Source organism: Desulfocicer vacuolatum DSM 3385 (assembly GCF_900176365.1).
GTDB classification, from domain to species: domain Bacteria; phylum Desulfobacterota; class Desulfobacteria; order Desulfobacterales; family Desulfobacteraceae; genus Desulfocicer; species Desulfocicer vacuolatum.
Genome location: NZ_FWXY01000017.1, coordinates 29,379 through 48,008, shown reverse-complemented (window position 1 = coordinate 48,008; position 18,630 = coordinate 29,379). Strand labels below are relative to the sequence as shown.

Below are 18,630 nucleotides of genomic sequence, written 5' to 3'. Positions count from 1 at the left end.
CAAAATAGAACTGTTCAGGAGAATTCTGTGAAAAAAAGATGGTTTGTGAAAAAAACAGATATGGCAGTTCCGGTGGAAGATGCCTTTGCCTGGCATGAGCGCCCCGGTGCCCTGGAGCGCCTCACCCCTCCATGGGTATCCTTGAAAAATATTCGTAAAAGCGGTGGCATTGAAACCGGTGCCACTGTGAAGATGGATCTTGCCTTTCCTGGATTTTCCCTGGAAACCGAGGCTGAACATACAGGGTATGTCAAGAACACGTTTTTCCAGGACCGAATGCTAAAAGGACCCTTTAAGCACTGGGTTCACACCCATCTGTTTCAGCCCCGGGGGGCCACAGGTTCTTTTCTGGAGGACAGGATAGAGTACCAGCTGCCCATTCACCTGCCGCCCAAAGGGATTGGTATGGTGGAAAAGGAGCTGCATCGCATGTTTTCCTATCGTCATGCAGTGATGAACAATGACCTGGAGGCCCATAAAAAAGGAAAAAGCCCCCTCACCATTGTGATATCCGGTGCCGGTGGTCCGGTGGGCAAGGCCCTGATTCCTTTTTTCACCACAGGAGGGCACCGGGTGATTCGTCTGGTGAGACGTCCCCCAAAAGGGCCGGATGAAATTTTCTGGAATCCTTATAGAGGGGTGCTGGACCTTGCACCGGCAGGGAAAATTGATGTGGTGATTAACCTGAACGGGTACCATATTGCTTCGGGACGCTGGTCTCCCCGGCGTAAGGAACAGATTATCCAGAGCCGGAATCTTTCCACAGCCCTCATTGCAAAAACCATTCTGGGCCTTGGTGAGAAACCGGAGCTGTTTATCTCTGCCTCTGCCACCGGCTATTACGGAGACCTTGGGGAAACCGTTGTCAATGATGCCTGCGGTCCCGGGGATCTGTTTATTTCCAGGGTGTGTGCCGACTGGGAACAGGCAGCAGAAATGGTGGAAGGTTCAGGAATTCGTACGGTATATGCCCGCATTGGCGTGGTGTTGAGCCCCAATGGCGGTATTCTGGAAAAACTTGTGCCTCCTTTTCTCATGGGGTTGGGAGCATCCATTGCTTCGGGGGAGCAGTATTTGAGCTGGATCAGCATGGATGACCTTATCTATGCCATGCACCATGTGATTAATGATCCGCGCATCCATGGGCCGGTGAACTTTGTCTCTCCCCACCCGGTTACCAATGCTGAGTTTACCGACACCATGGGAGAGGTGCTGCATCGTCCAACACCCTTCAGGGTACCGGCCTGGGCTGTGAAACTTGCCTGGGGCAAAATGGGACAGGAGGTCCTGCTGGCCAGTACCCGTGTGAAACCGGAAAAACTCATGCTTTACGGTTATCCTTTTAAACACAGGACCCTTGATAGGGCACTGGCCCATGTAATGGGGAAAAAAAAACATGGGTGAAAAGTATTTTTTAAAAGCATTTTTCTTATTTTGGAAATGTTTGATATTGTCAATCTTTTCTCGTGAATCAGCGGTTTAAAAGGGGCTTATAAAAGCCAGATTGAATGTGAAAATCCATCCAGGAGACAAAATATAAATGAACCCCATGTTAAAACTTTTTTTTGCAGTGATGATGATCATGGCCCTTATCTTTGGCTACGCCGGTGTCTATTTCCCCTTGGAACAATATGATTTTGAACGCCTTCATATATTTTTGTTTAATCTTTGCACCGGTGGCACCATTATCCTCTATTTCACAGAGGGCACAGGCAGACTTTCGCCCAGGACCATTACTTTTCTGGTGGCCTCCCTTTTTTATGCCCTGTTTGCATTTTTAAACATCTATCCCATGGTTATTTTTATCTCACTGGGCCTTGCATCCATTGTGGAGAGTTTTCGCATTGAGCGGTTCAGTCTTTTGCCCTGGAATTTTTTTTCCCTTAAGGAGTCGGTGTCTGCCAAATTTCACCAAGCCTCTTTGCTTTGCCTTTCCATTGGGCTTTTCATGTCCACCGCTATTATTATCAACAATGAATATCTCCATGTGCTTACCATGGAAAAATTGGTGCTCAATACCTTTTTTCTTGGGTTCTCCTTTCCTCTTTCACTGATTACATTGTCTGTCATTTTTTCCATGATTCGTCAAAACGGTGCCTCCCGCACGGGGATTTTATCGGTGATCTGCTTCTGGACCATTAATCTGGGAGTGATTATCTTTTTTGTGTTTATTTTATTTGAACGATTTTATCCCCAGATTGCGGTGACCCTGACCTTGTTTGTTGCCGTGAGCACTGTACTGGTTCTTTATGTGCGCTATGGCCGGAAAATGCAGCAAAAGGAGTTTCTGTCTTCGGGCATTGGGTTTTTAATTGTCACAGCCATTTCCGGTATTGTTTATATTTTTTATCAGATGTCTCCTGGCTATACCCATGAAAACACCCGGTGGCTGCTCCGTCTTCATACCTTTGCCTCACTTTATGGCTGGAATCTGTGCGGTCTTGCCGTGATCTGCCGGTTTCGGGATTTTCCCATTCGGCTTCATTCCGGTGTGGTCATTGCCGTGCATTGGCTCACGGCTTTGATTCTGGCCCCTTTGGGCACAACTTATGCATTGATATCCATCCTTGCGGTGATGGGTTATATTTTCATCGTATTTACCCTGTTTTTCAGTAAGGATAAGAGAGCGTTAAATGAGTAATATTCAAAGACTTGAAAAGTTTTTATCCCTTTTTTCCAAGGAGAACAAAGTGTTGATCATCATCAACGCTGATCCTGATGCCATGGCCAGTGCCATGGCAGTGAAACGCCTGCTCTGGCGAAAGGTGGGAAGCGCAGTTATTACCTATTTCAATGAGATCAGCCGTCCGGACAATCTCACCATGATCCGGGTGCTGGACCTTGAAATGATTCACATTGATGAGGTGGATGAAAGGGCCTTTGACCGCTTTGTGGTGGTGGACTCCCAGCCGGACCACCATGAATGTTTTGCCATGTTTCGGTATGATGCCATCATAGATCACCACCCCCTGTCCTGTGATTCCGGGATATTTAATGATATTCGTCCTGAATATGGCGCCTGTTCATCCATGATGACGGAATATCTTAAAGCGGCCGGGGTTAAACCCTCCCAGAAACTTGCCACAGCCCTTTTAATGGGCATTAAAACAGATACCGGCGGGTTTTTACGTCAAACAGCCATGGAAGATGTCAGAGCTTTCCAACACCTTTATAAATTTGCCAACACCTGTGTCATGGCCCGCATTGAACAAGCAGAGTTCAAGGAGCGGGACCTTGAATTCATCGGCAATGCCATTAAACAGAAAAAAATTATCAACCATCGGGTGTATGCCCACACCGGTTTCATTGAAAATCCAGATCAATGTGTCATTGTGGCGGATTTTTTCATGCGCATTGATTCTGCCAACTGGAGTATTATTTCAGGTGTTTATGATGGGAAACTGGTGATTATCATGCGCAATGACGGATTGCGGAAAAGTGCCGGAAATACTGCCAAAGAAGCTTTTTCCCATTTGGGTTCCGCCGGTGGCCATCGTACCATGGCCCGGGTGGAGATTCAGATGCCGGAACTTGAAAAAGAAGTTCCCGATGAAAAAGAGATCGGTCAGTGGGTCATTGATCAGGTGGAAAAATATGCTGGAATCAAATTTGAATGACCGCCACGGGCGAACCGTATTCTGACCCGGCTTTGAAATGAAGCCCGAAAGTTGAGTTTCTAATAAAAAAATCGTCCTGGAATGTTTGGGGTTCGGTTTTTTTGATACAACAGTGTATCTTATTTTTAATACATCATTGTCTCTTTTTTCGTGTGATTCATATAACTGCCACGGGCAGACCTTATTCTGATCCGGATCTGCCCACAACGAAGCTTGAAATACGCCCCGAATTTGCGGAGTATTTCATATAAAAAATCTCAACATCGGTTTCAATACAGGCTTATAAGCCCCTCTCCCCGGTGTGGCATGTAAGTTGCTTTATATCTTCTTTAACTAAGGCTTACCATCCTCAAATATGGCCTAAGGATGAAAATTAGATGCGTGGAGGTATGATTTATGAGACTTGAAGATATAAAAAAAGACTTGAATATCGTGAATGCAGTTGACTGGGAAATGACACCGGAAGAGGCTGTTGCCCTACATTTGGAATGGGGTCCTCTACGGGATCTTTCCTACTACAACTCCAGGGACGCCAACAATGAAACCGTTTATTTTGTGATAAATACCTGGAAAAATCCTCCTTTGGTGAGCCTGGTGCGACGCAGGGGGTTTGACTCTGAAGAACTCATAACGCTGAGACTTCCCGAGCGTCTGGAGAAAAAGTTCATGGAATCATCAGGGATGCATAAAGGGGTTTTTGCTGTGGAAGGAGAGATTAAAGCCTGGCTCCAGAAAGAGCTTGGCAATTGAAATTTTAAACATGGCCTCCCATTGAATTATTAAATGCCCAGGCAGTTAAAATCGTTTTTGACCACAAATAAAAAAGGTATGACAGAGAAGTTCCTGTCATACCTTTTTTTATTTGGTTATGCTGTTACTCTTTGGAAAAATCTTCTTTTCCTGCACCACAGATGGGACATGCCCAATCCTCAGGAAGATCCTCAAAACTTGTGCCGGCATCAATACCGTTGTCAGCATCACCTTCTGCAGGGTCATACACATAACCGCAAAGATCGCATACATACTTGTCCATCAGTCACTCTCCTTTTTAGGGTTGATTTACATGGTTTTGTTTTAAATAACTGCCATGGGCAGACCTTGTTTTGATCCGGTTGGTTCTGCCCATAACAAAGTTTGAAATACGCCTTTGATTTGAGGAGTATTTCATATAACCGCCACGGGCGGACCGTATTCTGATCCGGTTCCACCCACAACAAAGATTGAAATACACCCCTGATTCACGGAGTATTTCATATAAACTGCCACGGGCAGACCGTATTCTGAGCCAGCTCTGCCCCACAACACAATATAAGGTTACGGATCAGTCATGTTTACAAAGGGCATGATACCATGCCCGGGGTTAATTTCAAAGGCGTTGGATGTCACATCGCGTTTATTGTCTTTTAAAAAGCTTTTCCCGGTGGAAGCCCAAGCCTTTTCAGGATCAATACCAATGGACAGAACCCGGTGAAACCTGCCTGGAAAAGATTGGCCCCGATAAAGGCTGTAAACCACAGCCAATAAATTGTGTGAAAAACAGCCATGCATACAGTTAAAAGAATCATGGCACCGGCCACGGCAAAAACGGTTTTGTCAATATTCATAACGCCTCTGTTTTTTAATACTCCATTTCATCTTTGGGCATTACACCTTTGAAAAGCTTGTATGCCCAGATCTGGTATGCAATGACAATGGGGATAAATACCACCACAACAAAGAGCATTATTTTCAGGGTCAGCGGGCTTGATGATGCATTAAAGGCTGTCAGGCTGAATTCCGGATTGAGCAGCGAAGGAAAAAGCGCCGGGAAAAGACCGATGACACCAAAAAAAGTACAGCTGACAATGGTCACCGCAGATGCACACCATGCTTTGAAATAATCTCCCACAAAGAGAAAAAACCTCACGGAAATTAATGCTGCCACGCTCAGGATGATCACCAGGAAGAACTGGGGCATTTCCAGGTAATTGTCATAAAGGGATGTGGCAAATTTGCTGGCGATGAGAAATATAACCGCCACAGGCACCAGGGCCAGCCATATTTTTCCGGCAATTTTTGCAGCTTCCACTTTCACCCTTCCATCGGTTTTAAGGGCCAGCCAGTTGGCACCGTGGAGGATAAACAGCAACAGAAAAAGAATGCCGCCCAACAACCCATAGGGATTTAAAAGCTTAAGAATATTGCCATGGTACAGCCCCTGGCCGTCAAAGGGAATGCCCCGGAAAATATTGGCAAAGGCCACTCCAAAGAGCAGGGCCGGTGCAAAGCTGCCCACAAAAATGCACGTATCCCAGATTTTTTTCCACACGGGATGTTCAATCTGTCCCCGGAATTCAAAGGCAACCCCCCTTAAAATCAATGCAAATAAAATGAGCAGCAGCGGGGTATAAAGGGTGGAAAACATCACTGCATAAACCTTGGGGAATGCAGCAAAAGTAACACCGCCAGCGGTGATGAGCCACACTTCATTGCCATCCCAGAAAGGGCCGATGGAATTAATCATGGCCCGTTTGTCTTCTTCTGTTTTACCCAGAAAGGGATAAAGAGTGCCCACGCCGAAATCAAATCCGTCTGTCATGAAAAAAACTGCCCACAAAAGGCCCCAAATGAAAAACCATATTGTTTCCAAAACCATAACTCTATCTCCTGTTTTTTAATCAAAAAGCGGGTTGCCGGATGGATGGTATTAGTGAATGGTTACCGGCAATTTGTTTGCTTAACTAATTGGAAAATTACGCCTTTTCATAGACGGGACCTTTTTTTGCGTGTTTACCGATGAGATAAAATCCCACGCCGCCCAGCAGGCCGTATACAACCAGAAAACCAATCAGAGAGATCATGACTTGATATCCCATGACAGGGGAGGCGGCATCCGAGGTTTTCATCAAACCATAAACGATCCAGGGTTGGCGACCCACTTCCGCCAGGACCCAGCCTGCCTGGATACCAATGTAGGGAAGGGGGATAGAGTAGAGCATCATGGTGAGGAATTTCGGTGATTCCAGGAGTTTGTTTCTTCTTGTCCAGCCATAGAGCATCTGGAGTATGAAAATAGTTCCCAGAAGGACCATGAATCGGAAAGCGGCAAAGGTGATCCACACCGGGGGTCTTTCATCTTCGGGAAAATCATTGATACCTTTAACCACGGCGTTGAAATCATGATATCCCAGAAAACTTAAAATACCGGGAATGGAGCCGAATTCCACAAGGTTTTTACCGTTTTCTTCGTCGGGAATGGCAAAAAGAACAATGGGGGCACTGCTCTGGGTTTCCCAGTGGGCTTCCATGGCCGCCAGTTTAGCCGGTTGCACCTCTGCCACATGGGTACCGTGGAGATCTCCGGTCATTCCCACACCAAAGGAAGCAAAAAGTCCAAACACCAGGGCAATTTTAAATGACCGGGTGAAAAAATCAATGTGTTGTTTTTTTAACAGGTGATAAGCACTGATGCCCATGACAAAAAAAGCACCCAGTAAAAGAGCGGAGGGCAGTGTGTGGGCGATTTCAAGAAGACTGAATTTATTAAACAGCAGTGCAAAAAAATCAGTCATTTCCGCTCGTCCGTTGCGAATGGTGTATCCCACAGGATGCTGCATGAAACCATTGGCAGTTAGTATCCACACAGCAGAGATGTTTCCACCGATGGCCACCAGCCACATGACACCTGCATGGGCCTTGGCAGACATTTTTTTCCATCCAAACACCCAGATACCGATGAAGGTGGATTCCAGAAAGAAAGCCACAGAAGCTTCTATGGCAAGCAGGGAGCCGAAAACGTCCCCGACAAATTCAGAATATCGGGACCAGTTGGTGCCAAATTGGAATTCCAATGTGATGCCGGTGACAACACCCACGGCAAAGTTGATGAGAAAAAGTTTTCCCCAGAACTTTGTCATTTTGAGATAAACCTTGTCACCGGTTGTGGCGTATTGAGTTTCCATGTAAGCGATGATAATGGAAAGCCCCAATGTTAAGGGTACAAAAAGAAAGTGAAACATGGTTGCAGCGGCAAACTGCAGCCGGGAAAGTAAAACAGGATCCATAATATCCTCCCAAATGGTTAAAAACTAAATGCCGATATTGTTTCAGTTTACATATATATAACGATTATGACTGTTCTGGAAGAGAATAATAGCATCTTTTGGGGGAAATCACATCACCGGTTTTTTTCAGTTTTCCGATAATTTTTGAAACTTCCTTACTGTCCATATCCAGAGTTTTTGCAATTTCTCCGGGGCGAAGGGGTTTGCCTGCATTTTTCATTGTTTCAATAATTTTGGCTTCCATTTTTGTCCCTATTAATTGTGATCAGTTTGATTTTTTTAGGGTATTTGATGCGTTCGTTTTTATTTGTTTGTCTTTTAAACATGTATCAAGTAAAAGCGAGATCATCAAGTGACCCGGTTTATTTTTTTAGACTAATAAGCAAATGCTGTGCCATTTTTTTAAAGGGCTTAAATCTGTTCCAGGGGCTTTGTCACGGGTTACATCCGCTTTGATTGTGTCACCATAACTGTCTCAATGGGGCAGGGGTGTCTCATTTGTCTGTCTCCATTGGAGAAGAATGGTTTTCTGATGGGTATTGTGAAGATTTGAAAGGGCATAATACCAATTTCTATGCGCGTTGTGTTCACCAGGACATGCCCATTTTATATGAAATACCTTACAGATTAGGGGCGTATTTCATATAAACGGGCATGTCCTGTCGGACACAACGAATATAGGGTCGTAGACGCGGAGCCAAATGGTATTATACCGCCGCCGCCCCGATGGGCAATGGGCCCGGACCGGAACTGTAGACAGCTCAATTGTCCGGTTCCTATTGCCCATCGGGGCGGCGGCTCTGCTGAGGGTGGTTGGCGTTTCCCTTTTCATATAAACTGCCACGGGTAGATCATATTGGAAATTGACCTGCCCACAACGAAATTTGAAACTCTAATTATTGCAAGGCGTTGGCTGGAATTTATATGAAAAACATAGGAGAAATGTAAAATTGTTTTGATTTTTGGTATGGATACTGCATAGTAAGGGTTTCAGAACTTTTGAGATAAATTATTATGGGAGAGCTTCTTTCCAATGCTGAAAAAGAAATGTGATCAAAATATTCAGAAAACCCTGGATCTGGCAGAAAAGATGATTCTGCTGGCACATCAGGGCGATGAAGAAAGGGAAGACAGCAGTTGTGGTGTCCTTTACGGCACACTTCTTGATGCGGGATATAAGCTCAAACGCTTGGCATCTCGGGAAAAGCAGGCCCATATAAGTAAGGGCTGGTGGAAAAAGCCAGTCAAAGAAGAGACTAACACCAACAATACAGTAAAGGAATTATAAAAAATGGCAAAGTACAGTTGTGCAGTATGCGGTTATGTTCATGAAGGTGAAAATGCTCCGGAAAAATGTCCCCAGTGTGGTGCTCCCCAGGCAAAATTCAGCGTCATGGAAGGCGGTGATTTTGAGTGGGCCGATGGCCATGTGGTGGGTGTTGCCAAGGGTGTGGATGAAGAGATTCTCCAGGGGCTCCGGGAAAATTTTGCCGGTGAATGCACCGAAGTCGGTATGTATATTGCCATGAGCCGCCAGGCAGATCGGGAAGGTTATCCTGAAGTTGCCGAAGCTTATAAAAGAATTGCATGGGAAGAGGCAGAACATGCCGCTAAATTTGCAGAGCTTCTGGGTGAAGTTCTGGTGGGCGATACAAAAGAAAATCTCATTGCAAGGGTTGCCGCTGAAAATGGTGCCTGCAAGGGGAAAAAAGCCATTGCCACCCGGGCAAAAGAGCTGGGCCTGGATGCCATCCATGACACTGTCCATGAAATGTGCAAGGATGAAGCACGTCACGGCATGGCCTTTCAGGGACTTTTGAAGCGTCATTTTAAATCATAATCATGTTTGGAAATTCCTCCGTCGCGGGTTCTGTGAATTTTTTGTTAAAATATGCGTACTTAAAATAAAAATAGATGTCGTATGAAAAATGAGAGCCCAAGGCCATGGATTCAATGATAACTCCTGTTTCAATGATTGTTCTTAAGTGATCCATGGGGTGGTTTACAACAGGTTATGAATAAGAAAAGGGCGCTGTCTTTTATTGTTTGAGTTCAGCGTCCTTTTTGCGTAGAGAAATTAAAAATGTCTGAAAATACAGACCTCTTGGGGTGAAGCCGGTCTTACCCTGCCTATACTTGTAGGAATGCGCCTTTTGGTAGACGTTGCCCTGAACTGTCATGTTGTCTGGGGAGGAAAATATGAAAAAACCTGTGATTGATCTGGGAGAATGCTCATTGTGTGACATCTGTGTGGCGTTGTGTCCCGAAGTGTTCATTAAAAACAGTGCGGGATATATAGAAGTGGCAGAGTGTCTTGCCGGTGCATCTGAATCTGATATCATAGACGCAATAAATAGTTGCAGAGGAGATTGTATCTCATGGGATGAGACAACTGAAACAGAAGGTGTATGAGTTGCTTTGCATGAAAGATGAGGCCCAATCCCTGGAAGGAATACTATCGTTGCCTCCGGGAAAATCGGTGAATGCTTTGTTTACCTATATACAACATACCACCGAGGCCGTAAAATGGCGGGCTATTACTGCCATGGGGCGTGTGGTGCTTCAAATTTATGAAGATAAGCCGGAATCGGCCCGCATTATTATGCGCCGTCTCATGTGGAGCCTCAATGATGAATCCGGTGGCATCGGCTGGGGTGCCCCCGAGGCCATGGGTGAAATCATGGCATTGAATAAAAAAATTGCCTGGGAGTATCGTAATCTTTTGCTTTCCTATGTGGACAGTGAGGGAAATTATCTGGAATATGCCCCCCTGCGTAAGGGAGCTGTCTGGGCCATAAAAAGGGTGACAGAGGCCCATCCGGATGTCATGGCCGGTGATTGACGGCCCATGAATAACTCTTAAATTAAGTTGTTTTGATCATATGGCTGCCACGGGTGAGATAGTAAAGCTGCCCGTGGCAGCCATAAAAAATTGCAAAGTATTTCTGAAAGGATATTTAATTTAATCCATTTTCTTCAAATTGCCTTACCATGTTGCTTCCCAGCTCAAGGGAACGTTTGGTGGCAGCTTCAATGGCATTGATCATTGTGGTCCTTAATCCCCCTTGTTCCAGGGTATGGATACCGGCAATGGCAGTGCCGCCGGGGGAGGTTACCCTGTCTTTAAGCTGGCCGGGATGTTCATCTGATTCCATAAGAAGTTTGGCAGCTCCTAAAACCGTTTGGGTGGATAACAGTAAAGAGTCCTTGCGGGATAATCCCATTTTAACACCGGCATCGGCCATGGCATCAATGATCATGAAAATATAGGCAGGTCCACTGCCGCTGAGTCCGGTAAACGCGTCCATCAAGGTGTTTTCCTGGATAAAGACACTGATCCCCACAGAATCAAAAACAGCTTTGGCAAGCTCAATGTCTCCTGGTATTACGTGTTTACCCGCAGCAATGGCTGTGGCACTTTCTTTTACAAAGGCACAGATATTGGGCATGACCCGGATGAGCCGAAGCTCCTTTCCAAGCCCTGCGGCAATGGCGGCAAGGGGCACCCCTGCTGCAATGGAGATGACAAGTTTGGAGGTGTCCAGGCCGGGGGATGTTTGTTTGAGCACCGATGCAAGGATCTGTGGCTTTGTGGCATAGATGATAATCTCTGACTGTTCCACAACTTCCATGTTGTCTGTGGTGGTTCGAATGCCGTATTTGCCTTTGATTTCTTCCAGGGGTTCTTGTCTGATATCAGAACAGATGATATTTTCAGGACGGGTGGCCTTGGACAGAACAAGTCCGCTGATCAAGGCTTCTCCCATATTTCCACTTCCAATGAATCCAATTTTCTTTTCTTGCAGCATACTTGCTCTCTTCCTTTATTCAAGATAATGTGGTTTTTATTCCGGTACCGGGCATATTAAAATCAGCCCTTGTTTGAAGTCAAGATAAATAAAGAAAGGGATATCAATTATGCCGGATTCCATTGATTCTGTATTGAAAAAAAAGCTTGAGTTTGTTTTTGAAAAATACAATAAACGGAGCCTTGTACAGCCGGATCCATTGCAGTTTCTTTATCAATATTCGGATGTTCGGGACAGGGAAATTGTTGCCCTCATTGCTTCGTCCCTTGCCTATGGGCGGGTGGCACAGATTTTAAAGGCCGTTGAAAAGGTGCTGGCACCCATGGGTAAAAGTCCCAGAGAATATCTGTGCCTGGAGGATCATCATGCCATGGTGAAATCCTTTGAATCTTTTAAATATCGATTTGCCACCGGGGCCCATGTGATTGATCTGCTTTCAGGTATCCGGGAAGTGGTGACCCGATATGGCTCCCTGGAGGCCTGTTTTGCCCATGGAGAGTCCGGGGAAGATAGTTCTGTTGTTCCGGCATTGTCATTTTTCACCCGGCAGATTAAGGGAGAACGCAATATCGGGCATCTTATGGCAGATCCGGCCAAGGGGAGTGCCTGCAAACGAAGCTGTCTGTTTTTGCGATGGATGGTGAGAAAGGATGCGGTGGACCCCGGTGGGTGGACATGTGTACCTGCATCCCGATTGATGATTCCCCTGGACACCCACATGCACAACGCCGGGCGGATGTTAGGCTTTACAAAAAGAAAACAGGCCAACATGAAAACAGTCCGGGAAATAACACAGGGATTTGCCCGTCTCTGCCCGGATGATCCGGTGAAATATGATTTTTCCCTGACCCGATTCGGTATCCATCCTGATATGGATATCCATGATCTGGAAAATTTGATTCAAATACAATGATCTGCTTTTCCGGTTCGGTGATATTGATATCCATACAACTGTCCGAATAGAGAAAATGGCATTATGCCGCCGTCCCCCCGACGGGCAATGGTCCCGGACCGTATTCTGATACGGCTTTGCCCACAACAAAGTTTGAAATACCCCCCCCGGTTTGCGGAGTATTTCATATAAAACAAGGAAGAACTGCCATGACTTATAAAGGCCACCCACTGCCCCCTTTAATTGAAGGGGTGCTGGTGAAACGATATAAACGATTTCTGGCGGATGTCATATTGACCGATGGAACCATGGTCACGGCCCATTGCCCCAATTCAGGCTCCATGCGGGGCTGTTGTGAGCCCGGGCGACGGGTCTATCTTTCCAAAAGTGATAATCCCAAAAGAAAACTTAAATATACCTGGGAACTCATGGAGATGCCCACCACCCTCATTGGTATCAATACCCTGATACCCAACAAACTTGTGACGGCCTCCATTGCCCAGGGGCTTGTGCCGGAATTATCGGGTTACTCTCAGTTTAAGCCGGAAATTAAAACCGGTGAACATACCCGGCTTGATATACTGCTCACCGGAGAGCATGGGGAAAAATGCTACGTGGAGGTTAAAAACTGCACATTGGTGGAGGAGGGGGTGGCCCGGTTTCCCGATGCGGTGACCACCCGGGGTCAAAAGCACCTTTTTGAGCTGGAACGTCTGGTTGCCCAAGGCCACAGGGGAGTTATTTTCTTTTTGGTTCAGCGCATGGATGCCAATAGTTTTACGCCTGCTGCAGACATTGATCCGGTGTATGCCGATGCTCTGGTCCGGGTGGTTGAAAACGGTGTGGAAGTGATTGCCAGAAGTGCTGTGATGACCCGGGAGATGATTTCCATGGGGGGCGCTCTACCCGTGACGCTCGCCCCTTTGTCCCACATTTCAGGTCTAAAAAATGGGGTATAGAGTGAAAACGGGTACTGTGTCAAAGTTGAACACTCTCCAGGGCCGATTGTTTGTTTTTGTCTTGCTGCCGGTGTTCTCCATTATTTTGATCTGGGGTGTTGCCAGTTTTTTATATACCCGGGATGCCATGATTGAACAGTGGAAAGAATCTGCTGTATTGAAACTCCAGCGGGCGGCCCATCTCATTGAAATGCGTATGCTCAGGCCTGTTGAACTCATTGAACTGATGTACAAAACCATTCCCAGTGGTCAGTCTCCCCTTTTTAATGAGATGGTGACCCTGGCTCTGGAAGATCTGGACGGAGTGGTGAAGGTCACCTTTAGCTATGCCGGAAAAAAAAGCCCGTTGCCCATGAAGACATTCACCGGTATGCCCTGGAAGCAGATGAGGGCATATCGCCACAGCCGTGTGGTGGCTGTGTCTCATCCTGAATATGATGCCGATGCCGCAGGGACCACCTTTACACTTTTGCTGAATCTTCTGGATGATCAGAAACAAATGGTGGGCCGCCTTGAATTGACCATGCGATTTTCAGCCCTTATGGATGATCTTCACCTGGATCGTATGGAATGGTTCAGGCATGGTATGGCCTGCATTGTGGACAGTCATCAAAAATTTCTTTTTCACACCGATTCTACCATGGTTGGACGTAATTTTCTGGGGGATTCCAATGATCCGCTGGAGCTTGCGATTTTGAAATCTCTGGAAGACAAAGCTCATGGAACCGTGGCAGGTGAGGGGCACCCCCCACAACTCATTGCAGGATTTTACAAATTGGATAATGTGCCATGGACCATCATCATCTATGGCCGGGGGGAGGATATTTTAAAGCCCATTATTCAATATCGTAATCTGTTTGGCATGAGCGGGGTGTTTATCATCTGCCTTGTTATTTTTCTGATACGTACCCATGGGTTAAAGCTCACAACAAATATCCGGCGTCTTTGTATACAGGCGAGGCATGTGGCACGGGGGGAGTATGGGGAGCCCATCCATATCAGCAGTCGGGATGAGATGGGTATGCTTGTTGAAAATTTTAATGCCATGGTGGAGGGGCTTAAGGAACGCGATTTTATTCGTAATTCCTTTGGTCGCTATGTGGATCCGGAGTTTGCCCGGCAATTGATGCAGCAACCCGATGCCGGTCAACTGGGAGGTGTCAGAAAAGAGGTGGTGGTGATGATGTCGGACATTCGGGGATTTACCCGCATGGCAGAAGGTTTGAGTCCTGAAACCACCATTGATCTGTTGAACGCCTATTTTTCTCTGATTATTGAAATCATTGATATTCACAAGGGTATTATTGTTGATTTCCTGGGGGATGGTATTCTGGTGTTTTTTGAGCCCGGCAGTTCTTCATTAGCGGAAAAAAGCATGGTGGACACCCTTCAAAATGCCATCCGGTGCGCAGTTAAAATGCAGCAGCAGATGATTGAATTCAACCGTGATGTCAAAGCAAAAGGAATTCCTGAAATACACATGGGCATTGGTGTCCACATGGGACCGGTTATTGTGGGAAACCTGGGGTCTGAGACCCGGAAAAAATATGGCATTGTGGGCTCTGCCGTTAACCTCACAAGTCGTATTCAAGGGACAGCTCTGGGGGAGGAAATTGTGATTTCCGATGCTGTGTATTGCCATTTAAAAGGTGATTTAAAAGTATGTCGATCCTTTGAATCGCAATTTAAAGGGATAGACGATCCTGTGTTGCTTCATGTTCTGGCCTCTGTACATCATATTTCAAATTCGAAGATTAAATTACAATCTGAGCCAGGGCAGTAAAGCAATGGTTGCAACGAGAATAAAAAAAAGCTGTCCATGGAATGGGAAAAAGGTGTTTAAACATCCCCGTTGATTTTTGTTTAGGCTATTACCGGGCTGCGTAGGATTTTTATTCATATTCAAGGCGGGCCGTTCCATACATAGTGGTTCTTTATGCATGGGAAGGGGCAACAACGCAGAAGCCGGAAAAAAAGACAAGCAGACTGCTTATTCTTTGACACAAATGGCCTTAATCAGCAGAAAGGAGATATAACGTTTGAAAAATAAGAAAAAAAAAAAATCAAGAGATAATGTCGGGGGGACTTCCTGTTCTGCGCCGGAGCAAAAGGGCGTAATTGTAGCCCACCACGGTATTGCCGTGGATATTTTGTTTGAATCCGGAGAAAGGCGGATGGTAAAGATAAAAAGGCGTGCAGGCCATGTGGTGGGTGACAACGTGCTTGTGCAGGAGCCGCGTCTCACACGATTGCCACGCAGAACAGAGCTGCGCCGAAGGGATTCCCGGGGCAGTGTTCGAATTGTGGGGGCCAACCTGGATGTGCTTTGTGTGGTGGTGGCACATCTGCCGTCCCCCACCCCGGGCTACATTGACCAGGCCATGGTAACAGCAAGGGAATCTGATCTGCTGCCTGTGCTGGTGATCAATAAGGGGGATCTTAAAGAATCTGAAAAATTCATTGCCGAGACCTGCGCCATTTATAAGGATATTGTGGATGTTTTTGTGGTGAGTGCTGTGACAGGCCAGGGTCTTGATGCGCTGGAAGAGTTCATGGCTCAGGGATTTCGCAGCTTTTTTGTGGGCATCACAGGGGTGGGTAAAAGTTCCTTGCTCAATGCCATTTGCCCGGAACTGGATCTAAGGGTGGGGGAGCTTTTTGAAGCAGGGAACAGAGGATGCAATACCACCACTGTTTCCACCCTTCATACACTTAAAGGCGGTGGAGAACTTGTGGATACCCCCGGATTCAACGAGTTTGGACTGGTGGATGTTTCCCCCCGGGATCTTGCGGGATATTTTCCGGGATTTGAACAGGCCATGGAAACGCCCTGTCGTTTCCGGGACTGCCGTCACCGCACCGAACCCGGGTGCAGCGTCTCAACATTGCTCCAGGAAGGAAAAATTTCCCAGGAACGTTACACCACTTATCTGGAAATTCTTGACCAGCTTGAAGCTGGCGAGGCAAGGTTTAAAACCCGGCGATAGTGTAGAGAGAATAAGATCTGCCCATGGCAGTTTTTATTAGCTCAACTTTCGGTGTTCGCATTTCGTGGTAGGGTCAGGCTTTCGTTATTGACATTATCGAGACTTTTTTCGTTGGCAAAGGCCTTGGTCGATAACATCAATAACAAAAGCCTGACCCCGTCGGCACATTGAGCCCATCGGTACATTTAAAAATGCTGGCTTTGAAATGAAGCCCGAAAGTTGAGTTATTAGAAAATAAAATTTCAGGGCAACCTCAGCAGAGCCGCCCCCCCCGATGGGTAATAGGAACCGGACAATTGAGCTGTCTACAGTTCCGGTCCGGGCCCATTGCCCATCGGGGGGGCGGCGGTATAATACCATTTGGCTCCGCGTCTACGACCCTATATTTGTTGTGTCCCACAGGACGTGCTCGTTATAAAAAAATAAACAAACTTGATCCAGATCAAGGAAATGATCCTTCCCAGGGGATATATTAAAAACCATAAATGAAAATAACCCCAAACCTAAACGGAGGTGTCAATATGTTTTGTTTTCAATGCCAGGAAACCGCAAAAGGAAAAGGCTGTACAATAAAAGGCGTATGTGGGAAAGAAGAAACCACATCCAATCTTCAGGATCTGTTGATCTATAACCTCAAGGGCATCGCCGTTCTGTCCCAGGGTCTCAAGGAACAAGGCGCTGAAGTGGGGTATGATGTGGGACGCTTTATCTCCAAGGCTCTTTTTACCACCATCACCAATGCCAATTTTGATGATACCAGCCTGACCCACTGGATAGATCAATCTTTGGCCCTTAAAAAAGAGCTGAAAAATAAATTTGACGCATTGGCTCCAGGTGCCCCCAAAACCTCATTGTGGCAAAAAATTGTGGGGATGTTTGCCCAGGCCCCGGAAGCGGCCAGAGAAACAGTGATGCATGAGTCTGCCCTGTGGATGGGCAATGGTGGCTCTGATTACCAGGCAAAGGCCAAAACCGTGGGAATCCTTGCCACGGAAAACGAAGATGTCCGATCTCTTCGGGAACTGTTAATTCTCGGTATTAAGGGCATTGCCGCCTATGCAGACCATGCCGCAGTGCTGGGTGTGGAAAAGGATGAAATTTACGATTTTATCATTAAAGCCCTGGTTTCCACCACAGAAGATCTTTCTGTGGACGAGATGGTGGGTATGGTGATGAAGGCCGGAGAATGCTCTGTTTCCACCATGGCTGCCCTGGATGAAGCCAATACCACGGCCTATGGTAACCCGGAAATATCCGAGGTCAACATCGGTGTGGGGGACAAACCCGGTATCCTCATCAGCGGCCATGATTTAAAAGACATGGAAGAGCTGTTAAAACAGACCCAGGGCACAGGGGTGGATGTGTACACCCATGGAGAGATGCTGCCTGCCAATTATTATCCTGCTTTTAAGAAATATGAACATTTAAAGGGGAACTACGGCAGCTCCTGGTGGAAACAAAATGAGGATTTTGAAACCTTTAACGGCGCCATTTTGATGACCACCAACTGCATTATCCCCATAAAAAACAAAAATACATATAAAAATCGCATTTTCACCACAGGGGTGGTGGCTTATCCCGGTTTGATCCATGTGGCGGAGCGTGAAGATGGAAAGGCCAAAGATTTTTCCAAGGTCATTGAGGTGGCCAAAAAATGTGCGCCCCCCACAGAGATTGAAACCGGAACCATCGTGGGTGGCTTTGCCCATAATCAGGTCATGGCCCTGGCAGACAAGGTTGTGGATGCTGTTAAATCAGGTGCTGTGAAACGTTTTGTGGTCATGGCAGGGTGTGACGGCAGACAGAAAGGCCGCGGTTATTTTACGGAAGTTGCGGAAAAATTACCTGAAGATACCATTATACTCACGGCAGGATGCGCCAAGTATCGCTACAACAAGCTCAATCTTGGTGATATCGGTGGTATTCCCAGGGTTCTTGATGCAGGACAGTGCAATGACTCTTACTCACTGGCCGTAATCGCCCTGAAACTCAAAGAAGTTTTTGAGCTGGAAGATATCAATGACCTGCCCATCTCCTTTGACATTGGATGGTATGAGCAAAAAGCGGTGGCGGTTCTTCTGGCCCTGCTCTTTCTCGGGGTGAAAGGTATCCGCCTTGGCCCATCTCTTCCAGCCTTTGTTTCCCCCACTGTACTCAACGTGCTGGTGGAAAATTTTGATATTAAACCCATTGGGGATGTACAGGGTGATATTGATGCCATGATGCAGGGAAAATAATTTCCATCCCCCCTTCCCAGGGCAAGTGCTTTCAGTGTTTCATTGAATTGAAGTGCTTGCCCTGTTTTGTTTTAAGTGCCCGGGGG

Annotated in this window: 20 protein-coding genes; 13 read left to right on the top strand and 7 right to left on the bottom strand. The window is 46.5% G+C overall.

Translation table 11 applies throughout. The features are described from left to right. The first annotated feature begins 27 nt into the window (after positions 1–27). From B9A32_RS14780 to B9A32_RS14765, 4 genes are all read left to right on the top strand, one after another. Positions 28–1,404, top strand: a complete 1,377-nt coding sequence (locus B9A32_RS14780) for a TIGR01777 family oxidoreductase (protein WP_084070225.1) — start codon at positions 28–30, stop codon at positions 1,402–1,404. 136 nt (positions 1,405–1,540) lie between these two features. Beyond that, a complete protein-coding gene (locus tag B9A32_RS14775; RefSeq protein ID WP_084070224.1) occupies positions 1,541–2,641 on the top strand; it encodes a hypothetical protein in 1,101 nt (366 codons plus the stop codon). Continuing rightward, on the top strand, positions 2,634–3,617 hold the full coding sequence (locus B9A32_RS14770) for a DHH family phosphoesterase (RefSeq protein WP_084070223.1): 984 nt from the start codon (positions 2,634–2,636) through the stop codon (positions 3,615–3,617). The genes B9A32_RS14775 and B9A32_RS14770 overlap by 8 nt, the downstream gene beginning before the upstream one ends. A gap of 396 nt (positions 3,618–4,013) precedes the next feature. Further along, positions 4,014–4,367: a DVU0772 family protein gene (locus B9A32_RS14765; RefSeq protein ID WP_084070222.1), complete on the top strand. Its 354-nt coding sequence runs from the start codon at positions 4,014–4,016 to the stop codon at positions 4,365–4,367. Between the two features lie 124 nt (positions 4,368–4,491). On the opposite strand, the gene rd is transcribed toward B9A32_RS14765, so the two are convergent. The 5 genes from rd to B9A32_RS14740 all read right to left on the bottom strand — a co-directional run bounded on the left by rd (position 4,492) and on the right by B9A32_RS14740 (position 7,904). Then, on the bottom strand, positions 4,492–4,650 hold the full coding sequence (rd, locus tag B9A32_RS14760; RefSeq protein ID WP_084070221.1) for a rubredoxin: 159 nt from the start codon (positions 4,648–4,650) through the stop codon (positions 4,492–4,494). 370 nt (positions 4,651–5,020) lie between these two features. Beyond that, positions 5,021–5,221, bottom strand: a complete 201-nt coding sequence (locus B9A32_RS14755) for a YgaP family membrane protein (RefSeq protein WP_084070220.1) — start codon at positions 5,219–5,221, stop codon at positions 5,021–5,023. 14 nt (positions 5,222–5,235) lie between these two features. Then, positions 5,236–6,252, bottom strand: a complete 1,017-nt coding sequence (gene cydB, locus B9A32_RS14750) for a cytochrome d ubiquinol oxidase subunit II (protein WP_084070219.1) — start codon at positions 6,250–6,252, stop codon at positions 5,236–5,238. A gap of 97 nt (positions 6,253–6,349) precedes the next feature. After that, positions 6,350–7,660, bottom strand: coding sequence for a cytochrome ubiquinol oxidase subunit I (locus tag B9A32_RS14745; RefSeq protein ID WP_084070218.1), 1,311 nt, complete (start codon positions 7,658–7,660; stop codon positions 6,350–6,352). 64 nt (positions 7,661–7,724) lie between these two features. After that, positions 7,725–7,904 carry a helix-turn-helix domain-containing protein gene (locus B9A32_RS14740; protein ID WP_084070217.1) on the bottom strand — a complete coding sequence of 60 codons (180 nt, stop codon included), beginning with the start codon at positions 7,902–7,904 and terminating at the stop codon, positions 7,725–7,727. Between the two features lie 789 nt (positions 7,905–8,693). Between B9A32_RS14740 and B9A32_RS14735 the strand changes: the two genes are divergently transcribed. From B9A32_RS14735 to B9A32_RS14720, 4 genes are all read left to right on the top strand, one after another. Further along, on the top strand, positions 8,694–8,948 hold the full coding sequence (locus B9A32_RS14735; RefSeq protein ID WP_084070216.1) for a hypothetical protein: 255 nt from the start codon (positions 8,694–8,696) through the stop codon (positions 8,946–8,948). 3 nt (positions 8,949–8,951) lie between these two features. Next, on the top strand, positions 8,952–9,500 hold the full coding sequence (locus tag B9A32_RS14730; RefSeq protein WP_084070215.1) for an NADH peroxidase: 549 nt from the start codon (positions 8,952–8,954) through the stop codon (positions 9,498–9,500). A 359-nt stretch (positions 9,501–9,859) separates the two neighbouring features. Beyond that, on the top strand, positions 9,860–10,072 hold the full coding sequence (locus tag B9A32_RS14725) for a ferredoxin (protein WP_084070360.1): 213 nt from the start codon (positions 9,860–9,862) through the stop codon (positions 10,070–10,072). Continuing rightward, positions 10,044–10,502, top strand: a complete 459-nt coding sequence (locus tag B9A32_RS14720) for a DVU0298 family protein (RefSeq protein WP_139795844.1) — start codon at positions 10,044–10,046, stop codon at positions 10,500–10,502. The genes B9A32_RS14725 and B9A32_RS14720 overlap by 29 nt, the downstream gene beginning before the upstream one ends. Positions 10,503–10,617: 115 nt before the next feature. Here B9A32_RS14720 and proC read toward each other — a convergent pair whose 3' ends face one another. Beyond that, the gene (proC, locus tag B9A32_RS14715; protein ID WP_084070213.1) at positions 10,618–11,469 is read right to left on the bottom strand and encodes a pyrroline-5-carboxylate reductase; all 852 of its coding nucleotides are present in this window, start codon (positions 11,467–11,469) and stop codon (positions 10,618–10,620) included. 109 nt (positions 11,470–11,578) lie between these two features. On the opposite strand from proC, the gene B9A32_RS14710 reads away from it, so the two are divergent. After that, on the top strand, positions 11,579–12,382 hold the full coding sequence (locus B9A32_RS14710; protein WP_084070212.1) for a TIGR02757 family protein: 804 nt from the start codon (positions 11,579–11,581) through the stop codon (positions 12,380–12,382). Here the strand turns inward: B9A32_RS14710 and B9A32_RS21845 are convergent. Next, a complete protein-coding gene (locus B9A32_RS21845) occupies positions 12,370–12,549 on the bottom strand; it encodes a hypothetical protein (RefSeq protein WP_212637957.1) in 180 nt (59 codons plus the stop codon). The genes B9A32_RS14710 and B9A32_RS21845 overlap by 13 nt on opposite strands. A gap of 21 nt (positions 12,550–12,570) precedes the next feature. On the opposite strand from B9A32_RS21845, the gene sfsA reads away from it, so the two are divergent. The 4 genes from sfsA (at position 12,571) to hcp (ending at position 18,544) form a co-directional block, all read left to right on the top strand. Beyond that, complete coding sequence (gene sfsA / locus B9A32_RS14705) at positions 12,571–13,320, top strand: DNA/RNA nuclease SfsA (protein WP_084070211.1); 750 nt, start codon at positions 12,571–12,573, stop codon at positions 13,318–13,320. Position 13,321: 1 nt separating this feature from the next. Next, the gene (locus B9A32_RS14700; protein WP_232367177.1) at positions 13,322–15,103 is read left to right on the top strand and encodes an adenylate/guanylate cyclase domain-containing protein; all 1,782 of its coding nucleotides are present in this window, start codon (positions 13,322–13,324) and stop codon (positions 15,101–15,103) included. A 256-nt stretch (positions 15,104–15,359) separates the two neighbouring features. Beyond that, complete coding sequence (gene rsgA, locus B9A32_RS14695) at positions 15,360–16,307, top strand: ribosome small subunit-dependent GTPase A (RefSeq protein ID WP_232367176.1); 948 nt, start codon at positions 15,360–15,362, stop codon at positions 16,305–16,307. Between the two features lie 521 nt (positions 16,308–16,828). Beyond that, positions 16,829–18,544, top strand: a complete 1,716-nt coding sequence (hcp, locus tag B9A32_RS14690) for a hydroxylamine reductase (protein WP_084070209.1) — start codon at positions 16,829–16,831, stop codon at positions 18,542–18,544. Positions 18,545–18,630: the final 86 nt, after the last annotated feature.